Source organism: Limnohabitans parvus II-B4, from assembly GCF_003063455.1.
Taxonomy (GTDB): Bacteria; Pseudomonadota; Gammaproteobacteria; order Burkholderiales; family Burkholderiaceae_C; genus Limnohabitans_A; species Limnohabitans_A parvus.
In genome coordinates this window covers 708,390-733,531 of the sequence record NZ_NESN01000002.1, presented here as the reverse complement: position 1 = coordinate 733,531, position 25,142 = coordinate 708,390, and the positions used below count along the sequence as shown (strand labels likewise).

General features: G+C 60.3%; 23 protein-coding genes. 4 read left to right on the top strand and 19 right to left on the bottom strand.

Annotated elements, in window-relative coordinates:
- Positions 1-15 precede the first annotated feature (15 nt).
- Positions 16-822, bottom strand: coding sequence for an ABC transporter permease (locus tag B9Z37_RS08215; RefSeq protein WP_108312468.1), 807 nt, complete (start codon positions 820-822; stop codon positions 16-18).
- 2 nt (positions 823-824) lie between these two features.
- On the bottom strand, positions 825-1,754 hold the full coding sequence (locus tag B9Z37_RS08210) for an ATP-binding cassette domain-containing protein (RefSeq protein WP_108312467.1): 930 nt from the start codon (positions 1,752-1,754) through the stop codon (positions 825-827).
- Positions 1,755-1,877: 123 nt separating this feature from the next.
- Here B9Z37_RS08210 and asd point away from each other — a divergent pair, with 123 nt between their 5' ends.
- Positions 1,878-2,756 (top strand): archaetidylserine decarboxylase, encoded by an 879-nt coding sequence (gene asd, locus B9Z37_RS08205; RefSeq protein WP_108312466.1) that lies wholly within the window; start codon positions 1,878-1,880, stop codon positions 2,754-2,756.
- 165 nt (positions 2,757-2,921) lie between these two features.
- Here the strand turns inward: asd and B9Z37_RS08200 are convergent, their stop codons facing one another.
- From B9Z37_RS08200 to B9Z37_RS08155, 10 genes are all read right to left on the bottom strand, one after another.
- A complete protein-coding gene (locus B9Z37_RS08200) occupies positions 2,922-4,790 on the bottom strand; it encodes a potassium transporter Kup (protein ID WP_167394344.1) in 1,869 nt (622 codons plus the stop codon).
- A 112-nt stretch (positions 4,791-4,902) separates the two neighbouring features.
- Positions 4,903-6,198: a glutamate--cysteine ligase gene (gene gshA, locus B9Z37_RS08195; RefSeq protein ID WP_108312465.1), complete on the bottom strand. Its 1,296-nt coding sequence runs from the start codon at positions 6,196-6,198 to the stop codon at positions 4,903-4,905.
- A gap of 125 nt (positions 6,199-6,323) precedes the next feature.
- Complete coding sequence (locus tag B9Z37_RS08190; RefSeq protein ID WP_108312464.1) at positions 6,324-7,604, bottom strand: glutamate-5-semialdehyde dehydrogenase; 1,281 nt, start codon at positions 7,602-7,604, stop codon at positions 6,324-6,326.
- Positions 7,605-7,723: 119 nt separating this feature from the next.
- The gene (holA, locus tag B9Z37_RS08185; RefSeq protein WP_108312463.1) at positions 7,724-8,776 is read right to left on the bottom strand and encodes a DNA polymerase III subunit delta; all 1,053 of its coding nucleotides are present in this window, start codon (positions 8,774-8,776) and stop codon (positions 7,724-7,726) included.
- A 22-nt stretch (positions 8,777-8,798) separates the two neighbouring features.
- The gene (locus B9Z37_RS08180; protein WP_108312462.1) at positions 8,799-9,383 is read right to left on the bottom strand and encodes an LPS-assembly lipoprotein LptE; all 585 of its coding nucleotides are present in this window, start codon (positions 9,381-9,383) and stop codon (positions 8,799-8,801) included.
- A 7-nt stretch (positions 9,384-9,390) separates the two neighbouring features.
- Positions 9,391-12,111, bottom strand: coding sequence for a leucine--tRNA ligase (leuS, locus tag B9Z37_RS08175; protein WP_108312461.1), 2,721 nt, complete (start codon positions 12,109-12,111; stop codon positions 9,391-9,393).
- Between the two features lie 159 nt (positions 12,112-12,270).
- Entirely contained in the window at positions 12,271-12,699 is a 429-nt protein-coding gene (locus B9Z37_RS08170) for an ExbD/TolR family protein (RefSeq protein WP_108312460.1), read from the bottom strand.
- A 3-nt stretch (positions 12,700-12,702) separates the two neighbouring features.
- Positions 12,703-13,347, bottom strand: coding sequence for a MotA/TolQ/ExbB proton channel family protein (locus B9Z37_RS08165; RefSeq protein WP_108312459.1), 645 nt, complete (start codon positions 13,345-13,347; stop codon positions 12,703-12,705).
- 22 nt (positions 13,348-13,369) lie between these two features.
- The gene (dapB, locus tag B9Z37_RS08160) at positions 13,370-14,185 is read right to left on the bottom strand and encodes a 4-hydroxy-tetrahydrodipicolinate reductase (protein ID WP_108312458.1); all 816 of its coding nucleotides are present in this window, start codon (positions 14,183-14,185) and stop codon (positions 13,370-13,372) included.
- A gap of 54 nt (positions 14,186-14,239) precedes the next feature.
- Positions 14,240-14,779: an outer membrane protein assembly factor BamE gene (locus B9Z37_RS08155; protein ID WP_108312457.1), complete on the bottom strand. Its 540-nt coding sequence runs from the start codon at positions 14,777-14,779 to the stop codon at positions 14,240-14,242.
- Between the two features lie 84 nt (positions 14,780-14,863).
- On the opposite strand from B9Z37_RS08155, the gene fur reads away from it, so the two are divergent.
- Positions 14,864-15,292: a ferric iron uptake transcriptional regulator gene (fur, locus tag B9Z37_RS08150; RefSeq protein ID WP_108312456.1), complete on the top strand. Its 429-nt coding sequence runs from the start codon at positions 14,864-14,866 to the stop codon at positions 15,290-15,292.
- A gap of 15 nt (positions 15,293-15,307) precedes the next feature.
- On the opposite strand, the gene hprK is transcribed toward fur, so the two are convergent.
- From hprK to B9Z37_RS08130, 4 genes are all read right to left on the bottom strand, one after another.
- Positions 15,308-16,249, bottom strand: a complete 942-nt coding sequence (gene hprK, locus B9Z37_RS08145; protein WP_108312455.1) for an HPr(Ser) kinase/phosphatase — start codon at positions 16,247-16,249, stop codon at positions 15,308-15,310.
- 25 nt (positions 16,250-16,274) lie between these two features.
- Entirely contained in the window at positions 16,275-16,742 is a 468-nt protein-coding gene (locus B9Z37_RS08140) for a PTS sugar transporter subunit IIA (protein ID WP_108312454.1), read from the bottom strand.
- A 164-nt stretch (positions 16,743-16,906) separates the two neighbouring features.
- Positions 16,907-17,236 carry a ribosome hibernation-promoting factor, HPF/YfiA family gene (gene hpf, locus B9Z37_RS08135; RefSeq protein WP_019429675.1) on the bottom strand — a complete coding sequence of 110 codons (330 nt, stop codon included), beginning with the start codon at positions 17,234-17,236 and terminating at the stop codon, positions 16,907-16,909.
- Positions 17,237-17,472: 236 nt separating this feature from the next.
- A complete protein-coding gene (locus tag B9Z37_RS08130; RefSeq protein ID WP_108312453.1) occupies positions 17,473-18,693 on the bottom strand; it encodes an MFS transporter in 1,221 nt (406 codons plus the stop codon).
- Positions 18,694-18,748: 55 nt separating this feature from the next.
- Here B9Z37_RS08130 and B9Z37_RS08125 point away from each other — a divergent pair, with 55 nt between their 5' ends.
- Together B9Z37_RS08125 and corA are read left to right on the top strand one after the other, a co-directional pair.
- The gene (locus tag B9Z37_RS08125) at positions 18,749-19,966 is read left to right on the top strand and encodes a patatin-like phospholipase family protein (RefSeq protein WP_108312452.1); all 1,218 of its coding nucleotides are present in this window, start codon (positions 18,749-18,751) and stop codon (positions 19,964-19,966) included.
- 154 nt (positions 19,967-20,120) lie between these two features.
- Complete coding sequence (gene corA / locus B9Z37_RS08120; RefSeq protein WP_108312451.1) at positions 20,121-21,107, top strand: magnesium/cobalt transporter CorA; 987 nt, start codon at positions 20,121-20,123, stop codon at positions 21,105-21,107.
- 7 nt (positions 21,108-21,114) lie between these two features.
- Here the strand turns inward: corA and B9Z37_RS08115 are convergent, their stop codons facing one another.
- The 3 genes from B9Z37_RS08115 to pntB all read right to left on the bottom strand — a co-directional run bounded on the left by B9Z37_RS08115 (position 21,115) and on the right by pntB (position 25,141).
- A complete protein-coding gene (locus B9Z37_RS08115; RefSeq protein WP_108312450.1) occupies positions 21,115-21,876 on the bottom strand; it encodes a 5'-methylthioadenosine/adenosylhomocysteine nucleosidase in 762 nt (253 codons plus the stop codon).
- 90 nt (positions 21,877-21,966) lie between these two features.
- Positions 21,967-23,649 carry a long-chain-fatty-acid--CoA ligase gene (locus tag B9Z37_RS08110; RefSeq protein WP_108312449.1) on the bottom strand — a complete coding sequence of 561 codons (1,683 nt, stop codon included), beginning with the start codon at positions 23,647-23,649 and terminating at the stop codon, positions 21,967-21,969.
- 76 nt (positions 23,650-23,725) lie between these two features.
- Positions 23,726-25,141: a Re/Si-specific NAD(P)(+) transhydrogenase subunit beta gene (gene pntB, locus B9Z37_RS08105; protein WP_108312594.1), complete on the bottom strand. Its 1,416-nt coding sequence runs from the start codon at positions 25,139-25,141 to the stop codon at positions 23,726-23,728.
- Position 25,142: the final 1 nt, after the last annotated feature.

The window sequence follows — 25,142 nt, the reverse complement described above, 5'->3', positions numbered from 1 at the left end:
ATGCGAGCATGCGGCTCAGCTCCTGAACCGCTTCCTCGTCAACGCCAGCGCAATCCAGAAAGACACCACCGCAAACCCCGCCAGCACCAGCACGTTGCGCAGCGGATGCTCTGGCCAGCGGTCCAAAAACAGCGGGCGCACCAAGTCCACCGCCACCGACAGCGGCAGCCAATCGGCGATCACGCGCACAAAACCTGGCAGTTGTTCACGCGGGAAAAAGATGCCTGACAAGAACATCATGGGCGTGAGGAACAGTGTGAAGTAATAGGTGAAAAAGTCGTAGCCCTTGGCCAACGCGTTGAAGATCAGCGCCATGCAGCTGAAGGTGATGCCCACGCCCAGCAGCACGGGCCAGGCCACCAAGAGCTTCCAGCTGTGGCTGATGCCCAAGGCCATCATCACGCCCAAGATCGCCGTGACGGTGAACAGCGACTTGAAGGCGGCCCAGAGCATTTCGGCCAGCACCACGTCGTCCAATCGCACCGGGGCGTTCATGATGCCGTCCCAGGTTTTTTGCACATGCATGCGCGAGAACGCCGAGTACAGCGCCTCAAAGGTGGCCGCGTTCATGGCGCTCATGCAGATGCTGCCGCTGGCCAGAAACAGGATGTAGGGCACTTTCTCGCCGCCCAGCTCGATCTGCCCGACCAAGGCCCCCAGGCCGTAGCCAAAGGCCACCAGCCACATCAAGGGCTCGGCAATGTTGCCCACCAAGCTGGGGATGGCGAGTTTTTTCCAGACCAGCCAGTTGCGCAAAAACACGGGCCACCAGCGCATGGACAGACGGGGCGCGGCCCAGATGTTGTTTTGAATTTGACTCATGATCAGCCTTCCTCTCGGATCTGGCGTCCGGTCAATTTCAAAAACAGGTCTTCCAGGTTGGAAGGTCGGTGCAGGGTGCGCAGCGAAGGCCAGGCCTGCAGAGCCGCCAGCAGCGAACGGCTGTCGTGGGTGTAGAAGAAAACCGTTTCACCGCTGACCTCGACCCGGCCTGCCAGCGCTTTCAAACCGGCTTCTTGCGCCAGTGCCACCGCGCCTTGTCCAAACACCTCGACCACTTCGGGCTCCAGGTGCTGGGCAATCAAATCGCGGGGTTTGCCTTCGGCGATCTTGCGGCCTTGGTCCAAGACCAAAAGACGACTGCACAAACGCTCGGCCTCGTCCATGAAGTGAGTGGTGAGCAAGATGGATTTGCCTTCTTGCAGCAGCACTTGCAGGCGCTCCCACATGAGGTGCCGCGCTTGCGGGTCCAGGCCTGTGGTGGGCTCGTCCAGCATGAGCAGTTGGGGGTGGTTGATGAGGGCGCGCGCCAAGCTCAGGCGGCGCTTCATGCCGCCCGACAGCTCACCCGGCTTGGCTTTGGCCTTGTGGGTGAGCGCGGCAAACTCCAGCAGTTTGGGAATACGCTCACGGATGGTGGTGTCGGGCAGGCCGAAGTAACGGCCAAACACCAGCAGGTTTTCTTCGGCGGTGAAGTCCGGGTCCAGCGTGTCCATTTGCGCGACCACGCCCAGCCGGGCCTTGATGGCCAGTGCGTCTCGCGGCATTTGCTGGTCGTCAAAGTACACGATGTCGCCGCCGTCTGGCTGCGAGAGGCCCAGGCACATGCGCAGCGTGGTGGTTTTGCCGGCACCGTTGGGGCCAATCACGCCCAGGCATTCGCCGGGCTCGATGTGGAAAGACAGGTCGTTGACCACCGTGGCGTCGCCGTAGCGTTTGACCAAGTGATCGACCGAAAGTAAAGGGGTGTTCATCGCCAGATTGTGCCTGCTGTGGCGCAAGCATTCGGCTGCCGAGGCTGCCTCTCACAGGGGAAACCCGCGGCCAGCGCCCGATAAAATCGGGGCATTGTCTTGAACCGCTTTGGCGGCCCCCTCATGTCCCCTTCCTTTTCTGACCGCTTGGCGGTCTTGCCGCAATACCTGATTCCCAAACAAGCCTTGACCGTCTTTGCGGGCTGGGTGGCGGGCAGCCAATGGGGGGGCGTGACCACCGGCATCATCGACCGCTTTGTGCGGCGCTACAACGTGAACATGGCCGAAGCGGCCAATCCGGATACGGCCAGCTACAAGAGCTTCAATGAATTTTTTACACGCCCGCTGAAACCCAGCGCCCGCCCGCTGGCTGCGGCTGATTGTGTCAGCCCCGTGGACGGCGCGATCAGCCAGTGCGGCCCCATCGTGGGCGACCAGGTGTTCCAGGCCAAAGGCCACAGCTACAGCACGCAGGCGCTGGTGGGCGGCGATGCGGCGCTGGCCGCCCAGTTTCAGGACGGCGAATTTGCCACGCTCTACCTCAGCCCACGCGATTACCACCGCATCCACATGCCTTGCGCGGGCCGCTTGACCCGAATGATTTACGTGCCGGGCGATCTGTTCTCAGTGAACCCGACCGCGGCACGCGGCGTGCCAGGCCTGTTTGCGCGCAACGAGCGCGTGGTGTGTGTGTTTGAAGGCGAGCACGGCCCGTTTGTGATGGTGCTGGTGGGCGCCACGATCGTGGGCAGCATGGCCACCGTGTGGCATGGGGTGGTTAACCCGCCGCGCCCGGGCACGGTGCGCGAATGGGCCTACGAAATGGGCAACATCACGTTGGCGCAAGGCGAAGAGATGGGCCGCTTTTTGCTCGGCTCGACTGTGGTGATGCTGTTCCCCAAAGGGGTTATGCAGTTCAACGCCGACTGGACGCCCACCCGGCCGATCGTGATGGGCGAGGCGATGGGTGCGTTGAATTCATCGGGATCTGACCCCGATTGATTCTTATGGGAGCGAGCCCCTGCTCGCGAATGGTTGACGGAGCCACTGCGTCTGTCATACCCACTGCGTCTGTCATACCCGCTGCGTCTGTCATACCCGCGAATGCGGGTATCCAGACTTCAGATGTCATGGACACCCGGTCAAGCCGGGTGTGACATTGGAGGGTCAGATTTCGATCTTCGAACCCAGCTCCACCACCGCGTTGGTAGGCAAGTTCAAAAACTCGGCCGCTGCGCTGGCGTTGTGGTGCATCTGGGCAAAGAGTTTTTCGCGCCAGGTGGCCATGCCGCCGCCAATGGTCGGGATCACGATGTCGCGTGACAGGAAGTAGCTGGTCATCATCGGGTCCAGCTTGTAGCCTTCACCTTCGATGGTGGCCAAAGCAGAGGGCAGATCGGGGTTGTCCTTGAAGCCGTAGTTGACGATGACTTGCCAGCAGTCATTGCCCAACGGTGTCACGTCCAGGCGCTGGTCTGCGTCGACGCGGGGCACTTCGTGGCTGCGCACGGTGACAAACAAATTGCGCTCGTGCAGGATCTTGTTGTGCTTGAGGTTGTGCAGCAAAGCGTTGGGCACAGCGCCTGTCTCGGCGGTCAGGAACACCGCAGTGCCTTCCACCCTCGTCGGGGGCGCCACAAAAACAGCTTCCAGAAAATCGCTCAGCTTCAGCGCATCCGAGCGCAAAGAGTCATTGAGCAAGCGGCGGCCATCGTGCCAAGTCAACATGAGCGTGAACACAGCCGCGCCAATGAACAGGGGGAACCAACCCCCGTCAAACAGTTTGAGCAGGTTCGATGCCCAGAAGGCCAGATCAACCACAAAGAAGAAGCCTGTCGCACCGATGCACAGCGCCAGCGGTAGCTTCCAGGCGTAGCGGATGACGAAGAAGGTGAGCACAGTGGTGATCAACATGTCGGTGCACACGGCAATGCCGTAGGCGGCTGCCAAGTTGCTGGACGACTTGAACATGACCACGGCCAACACGATGGCCACAAACAGGCCCCAGTTCACAAAGGGCATGTAGATTTGGCCGGTGTCGGTTTCGCTGGTGTGTTGCACCTGCAAGCGTGGCAAATAGCCCAGCTGAATGACTTGTTTGGTCACGCTGAAAGCCCCGGAGATCAGCGCCTGCGACGCAATGACGGTGGCCATGGTGGCCAAGCCGACCAAGGGCACCAAGGCCCAGTCGGGGGCCATCATGTAAAACGGGTTTTTCACGGCCGAGGGCTCGGCCAGCAACAAGGCGCCTTGGCCAAAATAGTTCAGGGTCAAGCAAGGCATGACCACACTGAACCAAGCCAGACGGATCGGCTTTTTGCCAAAGTGACCCATGTCAGCGTACAAGGCTTCACCACCGGTCACACACAAGACCACAGCACCCAAAATGATGAAGGTGGTACCTGGTTCGTTCCACATGAAGCCCAGGGCATAGTGCGGACTGATGGCCAACAGGATTTCAGGGCGTTGAACAATGTGCGAGACACCCAACACCGCGATGGTGGCAAACCACACCAAGGTGATGGGGCCAAAAAACTTACCGATGCCCGCCGTGCCGCGTTTTTGCACCCAAAACAACAGGAACAAGATCACCAAGGTGAGCGGAATCACCGATTTTTTGAATGTGGGAGAAATGACTTCCAGGCCCTCAACCGCCGAGAGCACGGAAATGGCCGGGGTGATGACCCCGTCGCCATAAAACAGGCAGGTGCCGAAGATGCCCACCACCAGCAGCACTTTGCGCAACTGGGGCCGGTCTTTGACAGATTGCGAAGCCAGCGCCAACATGGCCACCAGCCCGCCCTCGCCATGGTTGTCAGCACGCAGCACCAACACCACGTATTTGACCGACACGATGGTGGTCAAGGTCCAGAAAAAGATCGACAGGATGCCGTAGACGTTGTCGGGCGTGAACGGTACGTGGCCGGAGCCAAAGACCTCTTTCATCGCATACAGCACACTGGTGCCGATGTCGCCGTAAACCACGCCAATGGCGCCCAAAGTCAGTGCGACGAGTGAAGAACGGGTAGAGGACACGGGCGATGACCTGACGCGGGTCAAGCCTGATGTAAAACAAGTGGGCTATTTTGCGCCCGATTCCCGCCGCGTGTCACCGTCTCTTTGGGGATTTTGTTGCAGTGCAACAACTTTAGTCGTAAACCTCAGCCTCAGGGTCGGTGGCTTCCAACTCGTAACTGGCCGCCAGCATGGCCAAACGGCCAATCACGCCGTACATGTAAAAGCGGTTGGGCACGCTGGCACCGGGTTTGACGCCCGGCTGAGGCAGGTGCGGTGTGTCGGCAAAGGCCAAGGGCACAAAGCTGGCGCCCGGAGCGTTCAGGTTTTCGTCCACGCCGCGCTCGGCATGCACCCGGTAAAACCCACCCACCACGTAGCGGTCCATCATGTACACCACCGGCTCGGCCACGGCGTCGTTGATGCGCTCGTTGGTCAGCACGCCTTCTTGGATGATGACGTCGTTGACGGTCTGGCCGTCTTTGATGACGTTCATCTTGTTGCGGGTCTTGCGGTTCAATGCGTCCAGATCGGACACGTCACGCACGGTCATGATGCCCATGCCGTAGGTGCCGTTGTCGGCCTTGACCACCACAAACGGCTTTTCATTGATGCCGTATTCCTTGTACTTGCGCTTGATCTTGGTCAGCAGCGCGTCCACATTGCTGCGCAGGCAGTCCATGCCCGTGCCTTCGGCAAAGTTGACGTCGCCGCACTGGCTGAACATCGGGTTGATCAGCCAAGGGTCAATGCCCAGCAGCTTGCCAAAACGCTTGGCCACTTCTTCGTAGCTCTGGAAGTGCTTGGTTTTGCGGCGCACGCTCCAGCCTGCGTGCAGGGGGGGCAGCAGGTATTGCTCGTGCAGGTCTTCCAGGATGCCCGGGGCTCCTGCCGACAAGTCGTTGTTGAGCAAGATGGTGCAGGGGTCAAAGTCTTTCAGGCCCAGGCGGTGCTTGCTGCGCACCACGGGTTCTAGGGTGACGCTTTCGCCGTTGGGCAGCTCAATGGTCGTCGTTTCCTTGATTTCGGGGTTGATCGACCCGATGCGGACATTCAGGCCCGCCATGTGGAAGATGCGCTGCAACTGCAGCACGTTCGTCAGGTAGAAGGTGTTGCGGGTGTGGTTTTCCGGAATGATCAGCAGGTTTTTGGCCTCAGGGCAGATCTTCTCGACGGCCGCTTGGGCCGCTTGAACGGCCAAAGGCAACATTTCTTGCGTCAGGTTGTTCCAACCGCCTGGGTAAAGGTTGGTGTCCACCGGAGCCAGTTTGAAGCCGGCATTGCGGATGTCGACCGAGGTGTAGAAAGGCGGGGTGTGCTCCATCCACTCCAAGCGGAACCAGCGTTCGATCGCGGGCATGGAGTCGAGGATGCGCTGCTCCAGCTCATTGATAGGGCCGTTCAGGGCAGTGACAAGATGGGGAACCATGGGCGACCTTTATGGGGCTGAAGAGACGAAAACAAGGAAATCATATGGGGCCGGTCGGCGCGTTTGCAAGCACTGACCGGACAGCAGTCAAGGGCATGTGAGCCCGACCACCCAAGACAAACAGATCAAGTGCGGACTTCGCCTTCGCCCAAGACCACATATTTGAGTGATGTGAGCCCTTCAATGCCCACCGGGCCACGGGCATGAAATTTGTCGGTCGAAATGCCGATTTCAGCCCCCAAACCATACTCGAAGCCATCCGCAAAGCGGGTGCTGGCGTTGACCATGACACTGGCCGAGTCCACCTCGCGCAAAAAGCGCTGAGCGTGCATGTGGTCTCGGGTCAGGATGGCGTCGGTGTGGTGGCTGCTGTAGTGGTTGATGTGGGCTATCGCCTCATCCACCCCTTCGACCACTTTGATGCTGATGATGGGTGCGAGGTATTCCTCGAACCAATCTTGCTCGGTGGCGTCTTTCAGCTGGGCACCGACGACTTGGCTCAGGATGGTCTTGGCCTTGGGGCAGCAGCGCATTTCGACGCCTTTGGCGGCATAAATAGCACCAATTCGGGGCAAAAACTCGGCAGCCACGCCTCGCGCCACCAGCAAGCCCTCGCTGGCGTTGCAGGGGCTGTATTTGTTGGTTTTGGCGTTATCGGCCACTTTCACGGCCATGTCGATGTCACACGGGTCGTCCACATAGGTGTGGCAATTGCCGTCCAGGTGCTTGATGACGGGCACTTTGGCTTCGGCGCTGATGCGCTCGATCAGGCCCTTGCCGCCACGCGGGATGACCACGTCCACAAACTGCGGCATGGTGATCAGTTGGCCCACAGCGGCGCGGTCGGTGGTTTGCACCAGCTGTACCGCATCCACAGGCAGGCCGCTGTCGGTCAGGGCTTGCTGCACCAATTTGGCCAAGGCTTTGTTCGACTCGATGGCTTCGGAGCCACCACGCAAGATGCAGGCGTTGCCGCTCTTGATGGACAGGCTGGCTGCCTCGATGGTCACGTTGGGACGGCTCTCGAAAATCATGCCGAACACGCCAATCGGCACCCGCATCTGGCCCACTCGAATGCCGCTGGGCACCTGTTTCATGCCGATGATCTCGCCGATCACATCGGGCATGGCCGCCAACTGCTCGCAGCCTAGAGCACAAGTTTCCAGCACTTTGGGCGTGAGTTTCAGGCGGTCCACCATGGGCTCGGCCAGCCCGGCAGCGCGGGCACGTTCCAGGTCTTTCGCGTTGTCCAGCTGCAAAGCGTCGGTGTTGTCGCGCAGCAAGGCTGCCAGATGGCGCAAGGCCTTGTTTTTGGTGGCAGCCGATGCCTTGGCCATCAAGGCCGAGGCTTTTTTGGCCTGCTGGCCCAGCGTATGGACGTGTTCGGCGGTGTTCAATTCAGTCATTCGGCCATTTTCGCAGATGCGGACAAAGTTTTTGTCACCCCCGACTCGATCGGGGGTCCATGCCTTCGGCTGTCATGGATACCCGGTCAAGCCGGGTATGACATGGGCAGCCAGCCGAATCAACGAACGATGCAAAAGCGCGAAAAGCGCACGGCCAGGCGTTGCAGGGCCTGCCAGCCGTCGGTGGGCCATTCGGGCACTTCGAGGCCCTTGACGATGCCGTCCACCTGATGCGCTGCTTGCAGCAGGCCGTTCAGGCGGGCTTCGGTCATGCGGGGCAGCACGCGCTCGAACAAACGCTCGCGCGGGCCCCAGACACGCTGCTCTCGCAAGGCCATGGGCATGGGTTTGCCTGCGGCGATGGCGTCTTTCACGCGTTTGAGGGCGCGGATGTCTTCGGCCAGCGTGTAGTGCACCAGCACGGCGGCCTCGCCTTCGGCCTGCAGGCCATCGAGCATGCGCTGCACGCGGGCCACCTGGCCCGAGAGCACGGCTTCCGACAGCTTGAAGACGTCGTAACGGGCCACATTGACCACGGCGGTCTCGACCTGCTCCTGGCTGAGTTCTCCGGGCGGGTGGAGCAAACCGAGCTTTTGAATCTCTTGATGGGCAGCCAGCAAGTTGCCCTCTACGCGATCGGCAAACAACTGCAGCGTGCGTTGGCCTTCTTCGCCCGCCACCACACGCTGGCCTTGCTGCTGCAGGCGCTGCGCGATCCACTGCGGCAAGGCGTTGCGCTCGACCGGATCGATCTGGATCGACACACCCGAGTTTTCCAACGCGCCAAACCAAGCCCCTTTGCGGGTGGCGGCATCGAGACGCGGCAACAAAAACAAAGTGAGGGTCGTGTCATTGCCCTGCGCGGATGCCGCTAATTGCTGGATGGCGGTGCTGCCTTCTTTGCCAGGTTTGCCGGACGGCACCCGCACTTCCACGATTTGCTTGTCAGCAAACAGGCTGAGCGAGCCCCCTGCGGCCAGCACTTCGCTCCAGTCGAAATGCGCGCCCGACACGGTGTGTACGCTGCGCTCGGTGTAGCCCTGGGCACGCGCAGCGGCGCGGATCGCATCGGCGGCCTCCTGAATGAGCAAGGGCTCGTCGCCATGCAAAACATACAGGCTGCGCAGCCCTTTTTGCAGGTGCGCTGACAGCTGAGGAAGGGCCAGTTGCATGCGTGCGTTCAGGACATGGCCATCAGGGCTTGGCCGCCGACCCGGGGGCCGGCGTTACCTCGGGCACAGTGGCCGGCGCAGGCGCGGGCAAGTTGCGGGGTTTGACCGCCGACAGACGGCGCATGATCTGCTGCACGATGTCGGTTTGCATGTCACGGTACAGAATGCCCATCTCGATTTCTTTGGACAGCGCCGCTGTTTCGGTGAAGCTCAAGTCCCGCTGCTGAGCCAAGGAAACGGGCTCGATCAGGTCCACACCCTGGGGCGTGCGCAAACGAAACTGCACGCGCAAGTGCAATTGCAGTTCGCGCACTTGGCCCGCTGCATTCACACCCACCGCCACTTGTCGGCGCTCTTCACTCAAGATGTCGAGGATCGCATCGGCCTTGAGCATCTGCTTGGGCTCGGTCAACAGCTCAATGCGGCCTGCGCCCAACAAGTTGCGCCGCAACTCCACACCCAAAGGCGATGTGGTTGAGAAATTGGCGTACAGGGTTTTGAACGCGAAGTCGTTGGTTTGACGCAGTTGAAACCCGCAGCCGGCCAGCCCAGCGGTCACCAAGGCCAAGCCCAAAGCGGTTGAAAAGGATCGGCGTGTGGGTTTCATGGCGGGGTCAAACCACGATGTTGACCAAGCGGCCAGGCACCACAATGACCTTTTTGGGCGCAGCACCTTCGGCTTGCTTGACGAAAGCTTCGCTGGCCAGCGCTGAGGCTTCGATTTGCGCCTTGTCGGCAGTGGCGGGCACCAGGATGGACCCGCGCAGCTTGCCGTTGATTTGCAGCATGAGTTCAATTTCGTCGCGCTGCAAGGCCGATTCGTCCACACCAGGCCAAGCCACATCGAGCAATTCACCGCAGCAGGCCGCGTAGCCCAATTCGGTCCACAGTTGCTCGGCAATGTGCGGGCAAGCGGGGTACAGCACGCGCAGCAAGATGGAGAAGCCTTCAGCCAAGGCGGCCGAGTCTTCGGCGCTGGCCGACAAGGCCGCGTCTTCCAGCGTGTTGAGCATCTTCATCACCGCCGAGACGACGGTGTTGTACTGCATGCGCTCGTAGTCGTAGTTGGCCTGCTTGAGCACGGTGTGGATATCGAGGCGCAGCGCTTTGGCGGCCTTGCTGAACGCCACCGGCTGGCTGCGGTCCACCGCAATGCCCGCCTTCAAGGTAGCTTCGTGCTTGACGCCAAAGTTCCACACGCGGCGCAAGAAGCGGTAGCTGCCTTCCACGGCCGCATCATTCCACTCCAGCGTCACTTCGGGTGGCGCAGTGAACATGGTGTACAGGCGCGCGGTGTCGGCACCGTATTTTTCGATCAGGTCTTGCGGGTCCACGCCGTTGTTTTTCGACTTGGACATGGTGCCCACGCCTTCGTAGTCGATGGCGGTGCCCACAGGCAGACGGCCATCGCCACTGTCGGCTTCGTTCTTGAGCTTGGCGCCAATGACCTTGCCGGTTTCGTCCAGCACATGCTCGACGTCGTGCGGCCAGAAGTAATCCTTGCCGCCCTTGGCGGTGCGGCGCGAGTAAATGTGGTTGAGCACCATGCCTTGCGTGAGCAATTTGGTGAAGGGCTCATCGACCTTGACCAAGCCCAGGTCACGCATGACCTTGGTCCAGAAGCGTGCGTACAGCAGGTGCAGGATGGCGTGCTCGATGCCACCGATGTACTGGTCCATGCCGCTGCCGCCAGTGGCTTGGTTCTGATCGCGCATCCAGTAGTCGGTGCCCTCTGCCACCATTTTTTCAGTGTTCTTCGGGTCGCAATAGCGCATGAAATACCAGGACGAATCCACAAAGGTGTCCATGGTGTCGGTCTCGCGGCGTGCCGCCTTGCCGCACACCGGGCAGGTCACACCCGCGTGGAAACCTTCGTGCTTGTGCAAGGGGTTGCCTGAGCCATCGGGGATGCAGTCTTGGGGCAGCACCACGGGCAGGTCTTTTTCGGGCACCGGCACCGCGCCATGCTCGTCGCAATGGATGATCGGGATGGGTGTGCCCCAGTAGCGCTGGCGGCTCACGCCCCAGTCGCGCAGACGCCAGGTGGTTTTCTTCTCGCCCAGGCCTTTGGCAGCAAGCAACTCGGCCACCTTGGTGACGGCGGCTTTCTGGTTCAGGCCGTCGAGTTCGCCAGAGTTGACGCACACGCAGTTTTGCTTGTCGCCGTACCACTCTTGCCAGACGGCTGTATCAAAGGCGCGGTCTTTCACGGAAACCACCTGCTGGATCGGCAAGTCATATTTCAAAGCAAACGCAAAGTCACGCTCGTCGTGCGCAGGCACGCCCATCACGGCACCGTCGCCATAGCTCATGAGCACGTAATTGCCCACCCATACCTCGACCTGCGCGCCCGTCAACGGGTGCGTGACGAACAGGCCCGTGGCCATGCCTTTTTTCTCCTGCGTGGCCATTTCGGCCTCGGTGGTGCCGCCGGACTTGCACTCTTCGAGGAAGGCCGCCAATGCAGGGTTGCTGGCCGCAGCATGCAGCGCCAGCGGGTGCTCGGCGGCCACCGCGCAAAACGTGACGCCCATGATGGTGTCAGCGCGGGTGGTAAAGACGTACATCTTGCCTTCGCCAATCAAGGCACCCGAGGCATCGCGGATGTCGTGCGGGAACGCAAAGCGCACGCCCTCAGACTTGCCGATCCAGTTCTCCTGCATCAGGCGCACTTTGTCGGGCCAGCCGTTGAGCGTCGCCTTGTCGTTGCCAATCTGCACATGGTCGAGCAGCTCTTGCGCGTACGACGTGATGTTCAGGTAATAGCCCGGGATCTCTCGTTTTTCGACCGGAGCACCTGTGCGCCAGCCTTTGCCGTCAATGACCTGCTCGTTGGCCAGCACGGTCTGGTCCACCGGGTCCCAGTTGACGACCTGGGTCTTGCGGTAAGCGATGCCTTTTTCCAGCATCTTCAAGAACAGCCACTGGTTCCACTTGTAATAAGTCGGGTCGCAGGTGGCCACTTCACGGGACCAGTCCACCGCCAAACCCATGGCCTGCATCTGCTTTTTCATGTAAGCGATGTTTTCGTACGTCCATTTGGCCGGGGGCACACCGTTTTTCAAGGCGGCGTTTTCGGCGGGCAGGCCAAACGCGTCCCAACCCATGGGCATCAAGACGTTGAAGCCCTTCATGCGCAGGCTGCGCGTGAGCATGTCGTTGATGGTGTAGTTGCGCACATGGCCCATGTGCAGCTTGCCGCTGGGGTAGGGCAGCATGGAGCAGGCGTAAAACTTCTTTTTGCTGGCGTCTTCGGTGACGCGGTAGGCATCGCGGGCCGTCCAGCGGGCCTGCGCTGCGGGTTCGACTTCGAGGTGGTTGTACTTGTCTTGCATAGCCTGCGATTGTAGAGGGGGCGGGTCGACCTCCCCGCAAAACCAGGCAGGCCAATTCTCTTGTGGGAGCGAGCCCCTGCTCGCGAATGGCCGCTTTGGACGAGCACGCATTCGGCCGCAGGGGCGGCCTCCCACAAGGCAAGTCAGGGGTGTGAAAACTCAGCGCGCGGGCGCAGGGGCTGTTTGCGCCACAAAACCGATGCGAGACAGGCCTGCTTTTTGGGCCAAGCCCATGGCCTCGACCACCCGGCCGTAGGGCACGGACTCGTCGGCGCGCAATTCCAACTCGGTGTTGGGGTTGCGTTTGGCGGCTTCCGCCAGGCGCAAGCGCAGGGCGTCTGGGGTGATGGGTTTGTCGTTCAAGTAAATGGCGCCTTGCGCATCGACCACCAAGGACACCGCTTGCGGCGATGCGCCTGCTTCGCCACCTTCGCTTTGTGGCAAGTCCAGTCGGATGGCGCTGGTCATCAGCGGTGCGGTGAGGATGAAAATCACCAGCAAAACCAGCATCACGTCCACCATGGGGGTGACGTTGATCTCGCTCATGGGGGCGTCCGGCTTGCGGGATTGCAGACGACCGAAGGCCATGGCTCAGTCCTGTGGATCGGCCAGCAAGCCACGCAGATCGTGGGCAAAGCCTTCGAGTTCGGCCTCGATCTGGTTCACTTTGCGGCCCAATACGTTGTAGCCCAGCACCGCCGGGATGGCCACCGCCAAGCCAGCCGCGGTCATGATCAAGGCCTCGCCCACGGGGCCCGCGACCTTGTCGATGGTCAGTTGCCCAGCTTCGGCCATGCCGGTCAGGGCATTGAAGATGCCCCAAACCGTGCCCAAAAGACCCACAAAAGGCGAGATGGACCCGGCCGTGGCCAGCCACACCTGGCCCCACTGCAAGCGACGCACCACCCCTTGCAGGGCATCGCGCAACACCCGCGTCAGTTGGGGGTGACGGTCTCCCGCAGAAGCCAAGGTGCCGCCCACGGGCAGCAAAGTGGCTTCGAGCAAGGGGGTGATGCAGGCGTCTCGGTCAAACTGGGCCACGCGCTGACGGGCATCGTCAAATGCCGGGGCCTGCCAAAACGCCGCAATGCTGCGGCGCATGTCCAGGCCCACCCGCGATAGCAAGCGCCACTTCCAGACCATCACCACCCAGCTGCCAACCGACAGCACCAGCAACACCAAGGCCAGCAAACGGCTGACCAGATCACTGTGCAGCAAAAAATCGTTGAGGCTCATGGCGACAGGGCTGTTGGCTAGTTCAGCGCAGGCTCAACACGTCGAACATGTCAAACAGCCCACGCTGCTGGGTGGCCAGGTAGCGCACGGCGCGCAGGCTGCCCTGAGCATAGGTGGATCGGCTGGAGGATTTGTGGGTCACTTCGATGCGTTCACCAATGCCGGCGAACAAGACGGTGTGGTCGCCCACGATGTCACCGCCCCGAATGGTGGCAAAACCGATGCTGGACGGATCGCGCTCGCCCGTGTGGCCATAGCGCTCGTACACCGCGCAGTCTTTCAAGTCACGGCCCATGGCCTCGGCAATGACTTCGCCCATTTTCAGGGCCGTGCCAGAAGGGGCGTCGACCTTGTGACGGTGGTGGGCTTCGATGATCTCGATGTCGTAGCCGGTCGACATGGCTTGCGCTGCCATTTGCAGCAGCTTGAGCGTGACGTTGACGCCCACGCTCATGTTGGGGGCCATCACAATGGCGATGTCTTTGGCAATTTCAGCGATTTCGGCTTTTTGCTCGTCCGTGAAACCGGTCGTGCCGATCACGGCTTTGACGCCCAGTTCGCGGCACACCTTCAGGTGCGCCAGGGTGCCTTCGGGTCGCGTGAAATCGATCAGGCAACCCGAATCCTTCAAGCCAGCATGCAAGTCCGACGTGACCAAAACGCCACTGGTTTTGCCCAAAGGCGCTGCGGCGTCTTGCCCCAGAGATGGGCTGGCGACCATGTCGAGTGCGCCCGCCAGGCGGCAATCGCCAGAGGCCATGATGGCTTCGATGAGCATGTGTCCCATGCGGCCAGAGGCGCCTGCGACGGTGATGGGCAAGTCGGTCAATTGAGTCATGTCATTTTTGAATGAAAGATACGCACGCCATCGGGCACATGACCCGACCCCCCGTTAACGGGGTGTTGGCTCCAGAGGGGGATAACTGGCGGGCAGCGGGGCAGAAACTGGGGCATCGCCAGACGCTTTTTGCACCGGAAACTTCTTCAGGTCTTCTTCGCTGGCCTGCAAATTGGGCACGCTCGCAGCCTGACGCTGCTGCACCAAGCGCTCGACAAATTCGGACTCGCTGGGCAAGTCACCGCCTTCAACAGATGCCACCACATCGCCTTTAAAAAACACGGTGAGCTGGAAACTCTGGGGGGGCACACCTTGGCGGCGAATGCTGAACGCGTAATCCCAGCGGTCGGCATGAAACAAGCTTGTGACCAGCGGGGTGCCCAAAATGTCTTTGACTTGGGCGCGGGCCATACCCAGGCTGATCGCCTGCCGCTGCTCTTTGGACACAAAGTTGCCTTGCACCACCTCAGGCACATACGGCTTGAAGGTGTCGCTGGTGAAGCTGGACATGCTCCCGCAACCCGCCAAACTTGCGCAAACAATGAGCATGGCCAGGCGGTTGCCTGTCAAGGGGAAAGTCAGGAAAGCTGTCATGGTTGAAGGCGGGCCGATATGATCGGGTCATTGTAGCGGCAGCTTCATGTCCAACCCGGTTTTGCATACCCAGATACCCTTCACATGACCCAAATCGACGAACTGAAAAACAATGGTCTGAAAGCCACACTGCCGCGGCTGAAAATTCTGGAGGTTTTTCAGAGCGGCGCTCAACGCCACATGACGGCCGAAGATGTTTTTCGCCACCTGCTGCGCGAAAACATCGACATCGGCCTGGCGACGGTGTACCGGGTACTGACCCAGTTCGAACAAGCCGGCCTCTTGAGTCGCAACCATTTTGAAAGCGGCAAAGCGGTCTATGAACTCAACGAAGGGCAACACCATGACCACATGGTTTGCCTCGATTGCGGTCGGGTAGAAGAGTTCTATGACCCGGAAATCGAATCACGGCAACAAGCCGTGGCCGAAGCCAAGGGTTTTGTGATCGCAGACCACGCCTTGAGCCTGTATGCCCATTGCACACAAAACCCATGCCCCCACCGTCAGGGTTGAGCTGAAGCGAGGCGCCTACTCCATCGCCCGCCGCTGGCGCTCAATGAAGTCCTGGTAGGTGTCAATGCCGCGCATTTGCAAAATGGTGTTGCGCACAGCGGCCTCGACCAGCACGGCGATGTTGCGACCCGCCACCACCTGAATCACGACTTTGCGCACGGGGATACCCAACACATCTTGCACCAGAGGCTCTGAGGGCAAGCGCTCGTAATCGCGCTCCAGCGTCTCGCGGCGCACCAGGTGAACAATGAGCTTCAGGCGCATCTTGCGGCGCACCGCGGTTTCACCAAAGATGGCCCGGATGTCGAGCAAGCCGATGCCACGCACTTCAAGCAGGTTTTGCAACAAATCGGGGCAACGCGCCTCGATGGTGGTTTGGTTGATGCGGTACAAATCGACCGCATCATCGGCCACCAAACCGTTGCCGCGTGAAATCAACTCCAGGCCCAGTTCGCTCTTGCCAAGCCCCGACTCTCCCGTGATCAACACGCCCATGCCCAAAATGTCCATGAACACGCCGTGCATGGTGCTGCGGTCGGCAAAATGCTTGGACAAATACGCACGCAGCACATCGATGACGAACGCCGACGACTGGTCTGTCGAGAACATCGGAATTTGGGCCCGCTCGCACATCGACAGCAGCGCGTCGGGCGCCACCTGGCCATCGGCCAACACCAGCACAGGCGGCTCCAGCGTGACAATGCGTGCGATTCTGCGTGCGCAGTCTTCAGGCGTGGCATTGCTCAGGTAGGCCACTTCACGCGGCCCCAGAATTTGCACCCGGTAAGGGTGGATGTAGTTCAGGTAACCCACCAAATCGGCACCCGATCGGGCTTCGCGCACGGCCACTTCGTCAAACCGCCGCTCTGAAGCGCCCAAACCTGCAACCCACTGCCATTTCAGTTTGCCACGGTGGTCCTCAAACAGGACATCGGCGCTGATGACGGAAGGTTTCATCGCAAAAGCCCTGGCCTTCGCCAGCTCAGACGGTTTGAGCCGACTGCCATTGGGCAATCAATTGATGCAAATCACCTTGAACCGTGCTGCCCTTGATGCGCTCACGCAGCGCAGAATCACTCAGCAACTCGGCGATCTCGGACAGGATCTCCAGGTGTTTTTGGGTGGCTGCCTCGGGGACCAGCAAGAAAATCAGCAGGTTGACGGGTTGCTCATCGGGGGCGTCAAAACCAATCGGCTGAGCCAACTGAAAAACAGCCGCCATCGGTGCCTTCAGACCCTTGATGCGACCATGCGGAATGGCCACACCATGACCCAGACCTGTCGAGCCGAGACGCTCCCGGGCGAACAAGCTGTCAGTGACCAACGCACGGGAGAGGCCGTGCAGGTTCTCAAAGAGAAGTCCGGCTTCTTCAAATGCACGTTTCTTGCTGGTGGCTTCCACCCCCACAAGAACTTGGGCAACAGGCAATATGGATGAGAGGCGATTCATGGTCGAGGCCGGATTATGCACCCGTCCGGGGCACAAAGCTTGCAAGTTGTATCTGCCCACAGGCCCAAGGGGGCATGCGCAGCCACCACGCCAAGCCTACAGCCGCGTTTATGCATGAAAAAGGCCGCTCTTGGCGGCCTTGAGTCAGATCGGTTGAAACCCCATCACATCATGCGCTTGGGCGCGCTGTGGTGGTGGTCGGTGATGCGGTCTTTGTGTTTGACCACTTGGCGGTCCAGTTTGTCCACCAGTTCATCGACGGCGGCGTACAAATCTTCGTGGGCGCTTTCTGCAAAGAGGTCATTGCCTTTCACGTGGATGTTGCATTCAGCGCGCTGGCGCTTTTCCTTTTCTTTCTGCTTCTCGACGGTCAGCAGCACTTTGACGTCGACCACCTGATCGAAATGCCGGGTGATGCGGTCGAGCTTCCCTGTGACGTACTGGCGCAAGGCCGGGGTCACTTCCAGATGGTGCCCGCTGATGGTTAAATTCATAGTCGTCGCCTCCATAGATTCAGGGTAGAAAAAGCCCCGCCGAAGCGGGGCTCCGAAACCACCTGTTCAGGTGATTCAGCCCCACTATGCGCCGCCCCTTATTGAAAAGCAAGGCAACTCAAGGTAAACCCCCGGAGGCCCGGGCCATTGCACCCAAACAGGCTTTTCGGTGCTATCGTCTGACTTGGAGTGGAGCTCAAAGCAAGCCCTCCTGTTTTATGCCTCCGATGCTTGCGTCAAGCAACGTAGGCTGGCGCACCATGCAAACGCAAATGCCCTGCCAGCCAGGCACTGAGCAAACTGGCCGCCACCCCCAACAAACCCGCCACCCAATACAAGGTGAGCTGCCCTTGGGCATCTCGCCCAATGATGAGGCCCGCCACCAAAGCCGCCAAGCCCATGGACGCCGACTGCACCGCCGAGTTGAGGGTCATGAACGTGCCGCGCAAACGCGGCTCGACAGCCGATGAAATCATCGCCATGCCGGGAATCATGCGCCCGCTCATGACGGTAAAGAACAGGGTCGATATGGCCAGCAAGCCCCACAAGGGAAGGCCTTGCGAAAGCGTGGTGGCCATCAAGGGCACGGTCACCGCCAAAGCCAAGCGTTGAAACATCTTGACCTTGCCCACCCGATCCGTCAGGCGGCCAAAATAGCGCGCACTGAGCAAAGTGGCCACGCCACCGCACAGGTAGATCCAAGGCACTTGCGCCGCTTGCATGCCAGAGTTGGACTGCAGATAAATGGTGATGTATGGAATGACAGTGAACGCCGCGAACATCATCAGGCCCGACACCCCGAAGGCCTTGAGGTGATTGGCCTCGGCCAGCACCTGACCAATACCGCGCCACACGCTGACCCTTTCGGGATGGTGCAGGTGGGCGTCCAGACGGGGTAAGGTTTGCCAAGCACCGAGCGAGAGCAAGCCCACCAGCACGGCAATGCCAAAGAAAGGCGCATGCCAGCTCAAATGCGCCGCCAGAAACAGCCCCAAGGGCACGCCCGCCACCGTGGACACGGAAAACGAGGTCATCACCACGCTCATGGCCCGACCCCGGCGCTCGAACGGGACCACATCGGCCACGATGGTCTGGGACAAGGCCGACAAAACGCCACCAAACAAGCCTGCGGCCACGCGCGCCACCATCAACCAGACATAGTCGGGTGCCAGACCACAAGCCAGTGTGGCCAATCCAAACAAGATGTACATCACGAGCAGCAAGCGTTTGCGGCTGAAACGGTCGATGTAGGTGGCCGCCATCAGGCCGGACAGGCCAGCAGACAAGGTGTAAGCGGAAACCAGCAAGCCGAACTGCGCATTGCTGATGCCAAACAGGGCCGTGAACTGCGGCCCCAGCGGCATCATGATCATGAAGTCCAGAATGTGGGTGAACTGGATGCCAGCCAGCGTGAAGAGGAGCCAGCGCTCTCGCCGTGGGGTCAGATGAGGTGTCATGGAACAATGCAAGTGAATTGACTGAATCTAACACCCCGCGTCACAACCCCTGCCCATGCACATCGACAGCCTGACGCCGACGCTTCACGCGACAAACGCCCGCCCGGTCCATGGCCTGGTGCTGATGGGGGGTGGTGCACGCACCGCCTACCAAGCTGGCGCGCTGCAGGCCATCGGCAAATTATTGGGAAACCGGGGGGCGAACGCAGACAAACCCTTCCCCTTTCAAATCCTGGCGGGCACTTCGGCAGGAGCCTTGAACGCCACATTCCTGGCCAGCAAGGCCATGGAGGGTCTGCGCGGCCTGGATGACCTGGCCCGATTTTGGGGTGAGCTGCGCTCAGAGGCGGTCTACCAGCTGCCCCCAACCCCCTTGGCCAAACTCAGCCGATGGGCCACGGCCCTTGGACTGGTGCTGTCAGCCCGGCAATCTGCCGCACTCATGGACAGTCTGGCCTTGGTCAACACCTTGCACGGTGCGATTGCGCTGGAGCGCATCGATACAGCCCTGCAACACGGGGTGTTGCAGGCGCTGGCCGTCACGGCCTCCAGTTATTCCAGCGGGGCCCACTGGACTTTTTGCCAAACCCGTGACGGCCAGCCCATACCCTGGAGCCGTCCCGGCAGGCGAGCAGAACAACAACCGATCACCATTGAGCACTTGATGGCCTCCAGCGCCATCCCCTTCATTTTTCCATCCACGCCGCTGTGGGTGGATGGTGGGATGGAATTTTTTGGGGATGGCTCGATGCGGCAGCTTTCGCCTTTGTCATCTGCCGTGCACCTGGGCGCAGACCGGATAGTGGCCATTGGCGTGGGGCAGCCCCAGCGGGCGGGTCTCGGCTCGCCCATGCCGTCCAACGGACGACCCTCGCTGGGCACCATCGCGGGACACGCCATGGCCAGTGTTTTCCACGACACGCTGGATGCCGATGTGGCGCAAATCAACCGCGTCAACCAATCACTGAGCATGCTGCCCGACAGCGTTCGCGCCGAATTGCCCTTCCGGTCGGTTCAGGTTTTGGCGCTGCAGCCCAGCGCTTCGCTGGATGCGCTGGCACAAGAACATGCCCACGCCTTGCCCAAACCGATCATCCGGGTGCTGGAGGGCTTGGGTGCCCTGCGAGGCAGCGGTGCCGCTTTGGCCAGTTATTTGTTGTTTGAACCCGGCTTTGTCCAGGCCTTGATGGCACTCGGCCAAGCGGACGTGCAGGCCAGAGCCGATGAAATCCTGGCTTTTTTGAGTCCCCAGCCCAGCCATCCGGTGCGATAATCCGCCGATTCATTCTGGAGACACACTGCCGTGGAAACTACCCCGAGTCGGTAGCTTTCGAACGCGCTGAGCAACTGGCCCATCGTTCGAAAGCTGCAAAAACACTTCGCCGCCCCATTGAACTTTTGGCAACTGGCCATTTTTCGGATTCGCCATGCTCAACATCTTCACTCTCGCCAACGGTCGTCTCTTTCAGGAAGAGATCGAGTCGCTGGAAGAACTCTCCCGTTTCCAGCCCATCTGGGTCGACTTGGAGTCGCCTACGCTGGAAGAAAAACGCTGGATCAAACAATATTTTGGCCTGTCCATCCCGGAAGACGCGATGGACGAGGACATCGAAGAATCCGCACGCTTTTACGAAGAAGACAACGGCGAGCTGCACATCCGCTCCGACTTCTTGATCGCTGACGAAGACGAGCCGCGCACCGTGCGCTGCGCCTTCATCCTCAACCAGCACAACCCCAACCTGAAAAGTCAGGGCGTGCTGTTTTCCATCCACGACGAAGACGTGCCGGTGTTTCGCCTGCTGCGCATGCGCGCCCGCCGCGCACCGGGCCTGATCGAAGACGCCAAGGAAGTGCTGCTCAAGCTGTTTGACGCCGATGCCGAGTACTCGGCCGACACGCTCGAAGGCATTTACGACAAGCTCGAAACTGCGGGTAAAAAAGTGCTGTCGGGTGACGTGACCGACGCCATGGCCGGTGAAGTGCTGGGCGCCATCGCCCGCCAGGAAGACCTGAACGGGCGCATCCGACGCAACGTGATGGACACCCGCCGCGCGGTGAGCTTCATGATGCGCTCCAAAATGCTCAATGCCGAGCAGTTTGAAGAAGCCCGCCAAATCCTGCGCGACATCGACTCGCTCGACTCGCACACGGCTTTTTTATTCGACAAAATCAACTTCTTGATGGACGCCACTGTGGGTTTCATCAACATCAACCAGAACAAGATCATCAAGATCTTCTCGGTGGCCAGTGTCGCCCTGCTGCCACCCACCTTGATCGCCAGCCTGTACGGCATGAACTTCCAGTACATGCCCGAGCTGTCGCAAAAATGGGGCTACCCCTATGCACTCGCATTGATGGCCGCAAGCGCTGTGGTGCCCATGTGGTATTTCCGTCGGCGCGGCTGGCTCAAATAAAACCCGCTCAGACCGGCTGACGGCTGGTCAACCATTGCGACAAAATCGCCAAGCTGTAACGGCTGGCAACTTCGCGGATAAAGCGGCTGAAGTCGGTATGGGCTTCGTCATCGGCACGGTCTGAAATCGTGCGAACCGCTGCAAAAGGCACCTGATAGTCATGGCAGACCTGCGCCACCGCAGCACCCTCCATCTCAACAGCCAAAGCATCGGGCAAGGCTTGGCTCAAGGCCCGACTTTCCATGGATGTGGCCACAAAACGGTCGCCACTGATCACCAAGCCCAGGTGCATTTGTGCTTGGCTCAATTCAAATTGGGTGAATGTCTCCGTGCCCAAATGCCGCCGGGCATCGCCCAGCACTTGCCGAGTGGCCGAGGCCAGCTGGGCCACCAAGCCCATATCGGTCTCAAAACGGGCTCGGCCATACAAGGGCACTTCGTGACGGGGAAACAGCGGAGATGCGTCCATGTCGTGCTGCACCAGCCCGGTCGCCACCACCACATCGCCCACACGCACACCCGACCCCAGGCCACCGGCCACGCCGGTAAAAACCAGGGTGTCCACATGAAACCGCTCCAGCAAGACCGTGGCGGTGGTGGCGGCCGACACTTTGCCAATGCGCGAGAGCACCGCCACCACAGCATGCCCATGCCAATGTCCCAGCCAAAAGTCACGCCCGGCCACCGACACACATTGCTCGTCCGACATCTGCGCCAACACAGCGGACAATTCTTCGTGCATGGCACTCATGATGCCGATCACCGCCATAGGGTTTCCTTCGAAACTGGATTGAAAAAGCGGCCACGAGGGCCGCTTTGAAGTGTATCGGGCAGGCCCCAATGAGGCCGGGCAACCGACTCAGGTTTTGTTGCGCAACTCGCGTCGCAAAATTTTGCCCACCGGGGTTTTGGGCAACTCATCGCGGAACTCGATCACACGGGGTTGCTTGTAGCCGGTCATGTTTTCGCGGCAATAGGCCATGATCTGCGCCTCGGTCAGCGCCGGGTCTTTCTTGACCACCACCAATTTCACCGCCTCCCCGGTTTTTTCGTCGGGCACACCAATCGCGGCACACTCCAACACGCCAGGGCAGGCAGATGCCACCTCTTCCACTTCATTAGGGTAGACGTTGAAGCCGCTGACCAAAATCATGTCTTTCTTGCGGTCCACAATTTTGAAGAAGCCACGCGCATCCATGATGCCGACATCGCCCGATTTGAAGTAGCCGTCAGTAGTCATGACCTTGGCGGTTTCATCCGGGCGCTGCCAATAGCCCGCCATGACCTGCGGGCCTTTGATGGCGATTTCGCCCGGCATGCCAGGCGCGCTCACCTCGTTGCCTTCGTCATCGAGCAGCTTCATCCAGGTGCCAGGCAAAGGCACACCGATGGTGCCTGTGAACTCGGTGCTGGTGGTCGGGTTGCAGCTCGCGGAAGGGCTGGTTTCAGACAAGCCATAGCCCTCACAAATCGGGCAACCGGTTTTCTCGAGCCAGAGCTTGGCCACGTTGGGCGTCACCGCCATGCCCCCGCCCAGGGACACCTTGAGGTTGGACCAGTTGACAGTGTTGAAATCAGGGTGGTTGGCCAAACCGTTGAACAAGGTGTTGACCGCCGGAAAGCTGTGAAACGTGTGCTTGGACAACTCCTTGAGCACCGCAGGCAAGTCACGCGGGTTGGGGATCAGGATGGTCTTTCCGCCCGAACGCATGGACAGCATCATGTTCACTGTGAACGCGAAGATGTGGTACAGCGGCAAAGCGCACACGGAGGTGGGCTGCTCACCTGCAGGGATGCGTTTCATCACCGGTTCGTTCCAGGCCTCGGATTGCAGCACATTGGCAATCAGGTTGCGGTGCAGCAGCACCGCACCTTTGGACACGCCGGTGGTGCCGCCGGTGTATTGGAGTACGGCGATGTCATTGGCCGAGAGTTCGGGCTTGCGAAAAGCCTGCTGCCGGCCTTTGGACAAAGCATCGTTGAACCGGACAGCCTGCGGCAAATTGAAGGCAGGCACCATCTTCTTGACGTTGCGCACCACGTAGTTGACCAAGCTGCCCTTGAGCCAACCCAACCGGTCGCCCATGGAGGCCAACACAACATGTTGCACAGGCGTTTGCGCGATGCATTTCTCAAGCGTCGCGGCAAAGTTCTCGATGATCACAATCGCTTTGGCACCTGAGTCCTTGAGTTGGTGCTCGAGTTCGCGTGCGGTGTACAGCGGGTTGACATTCACAACCACAAAGCCTGCACGCAAGATGGCTGCCACAGCCACAGGGTACTGAGGCACATTGGGCATCATGATCGCGACGCGATCGCCAGTGCTCAAACCCAAAGATTGTAGGTACGCCGCCATGGCCAGGCTTTCGCGGTCGGTCTGGGCGTAAGTGATGTCCTTGCCCAAAAAACTGTAGGCAGAACGGGTGGCGTATTTGGAAAAACTCTCTTCAAGCAAGCCCACCAGAGAGCTGTATTGGGTGGGATCGATGTCTGCTGGAACGCCTTCAGGGTAACTGTTCAGCCAAACGGGATTCAAGTTCATATCAGGTTCTCCTGTGAGCCAGTCTACCGCACTACTGACGGCAAACTGACTCGCAGAGCTACTGGATTTCCCGGGTTCACATTTTCAAAGCCACCAGCACTTCATCGAGCATTTTCTTGGCATCACCAAACAGCATGCGGTTGTTTTCTTTGTAGAACAACGGGTTGTCCACGCCCGCGTAGCCGCTGGCCATGGAGCGCTTCATGACGATGCTGGTGCGGCCTTTCCAGACTTCGAGCACCGGCATGCCGGCGATCGGGCTGGTCGGGTCTTCTTGCGCCGCCGGGTTGACAATGTCGTTGGCCCCGATGACCATGACCACATCGGTGTCCGGGAAATCGTCGTTGATTTCGTCCATCTCCAGCACGATGTCGTAGGGCACCTTGGCCTCGGCCAACAGCACGTTCATGTGGCCGGGCATGCGGCCCGCCACGGGGTGGATGCCGAAACGCACATTGACGCCGCGATCGCGCAGGGTCTTGGTGATTTCATTGACCGTGTGTTGGGCTTGGGCCACTGCCATGCCGTAACCCGGCACGATGATCACGCGCTTGGCGTCGCGCAGCAGCTCAGCGGTCTCGGTCGCGCTCACAGGCACCACCTCACCTTGCGGCTCGGCCGCAGCGCCGTCGGCCTTGGGCGCAGCAGGTGCCCCACCACCGAAGCCCCCTGCGATCACGCTGATGAAGTTGCGGTTCATCGCGTTGCACATGATGTAGGACAGGATGGCACCGGACGAACCCACCAGCGCGCCGGTCACGATCAGCAAGTCGTTGCTGAGCATGAAGCCGGTGGCCGCAGCGGCCCAACCGGAATAGCTGTTGAGCATGGACACCACCACCGGCATGTCGGCGCCGCCAATGGCCATGACCATGTGGATGCCGAACAGCAAGGCGATGGCGGTCATGATGATCAGCGGCGTCATGCCGCTTTGCACATCGTGCGCGTTCACGAACTCACGGCCAAACCAGACCACCACCAACAGGCCCAACAGGTTGAGCCAGTGGCGTGCGGGCAGCAGCAAAGGCTTGCCGCCGATCTTGCCGTTGAGCTTACCAAAGGCGATCAGCGAGCCCGAGAAGGTGACCGCACCGATCAGGATGCCGACGTAGATCTCCACCTCATGAATGGCTTTTTCAGCGCCTTGGTACTGGACCGAGGTGTCCACGTAGCTGGCAAAACCCACGAGGCAAGCCGCCAAGCCCACCAGGCTGTGCATCAGCGCGACCAGCTCCGGCATCTGGGTCATCTTGACGGTTTTGGCGGCGTAGAAACCCACGCTGCCACCGATCAGCAGCGCGCCGATGATCCACGGGATGCCCGCAGCGGCCACACGCGGGCCCACGATGGTGGCGATCACCGCCAACGCCATGCCGATGACGCCGTAGAGATTGCCCCGACGCGATGTTTCTGGGTTGGACAAGCCACCCAGGCTGAGGATAAAAAGGATGGCCGCGCCCAAGTAGGCGGCCGTGGCCAGGCTCGGAGAAATG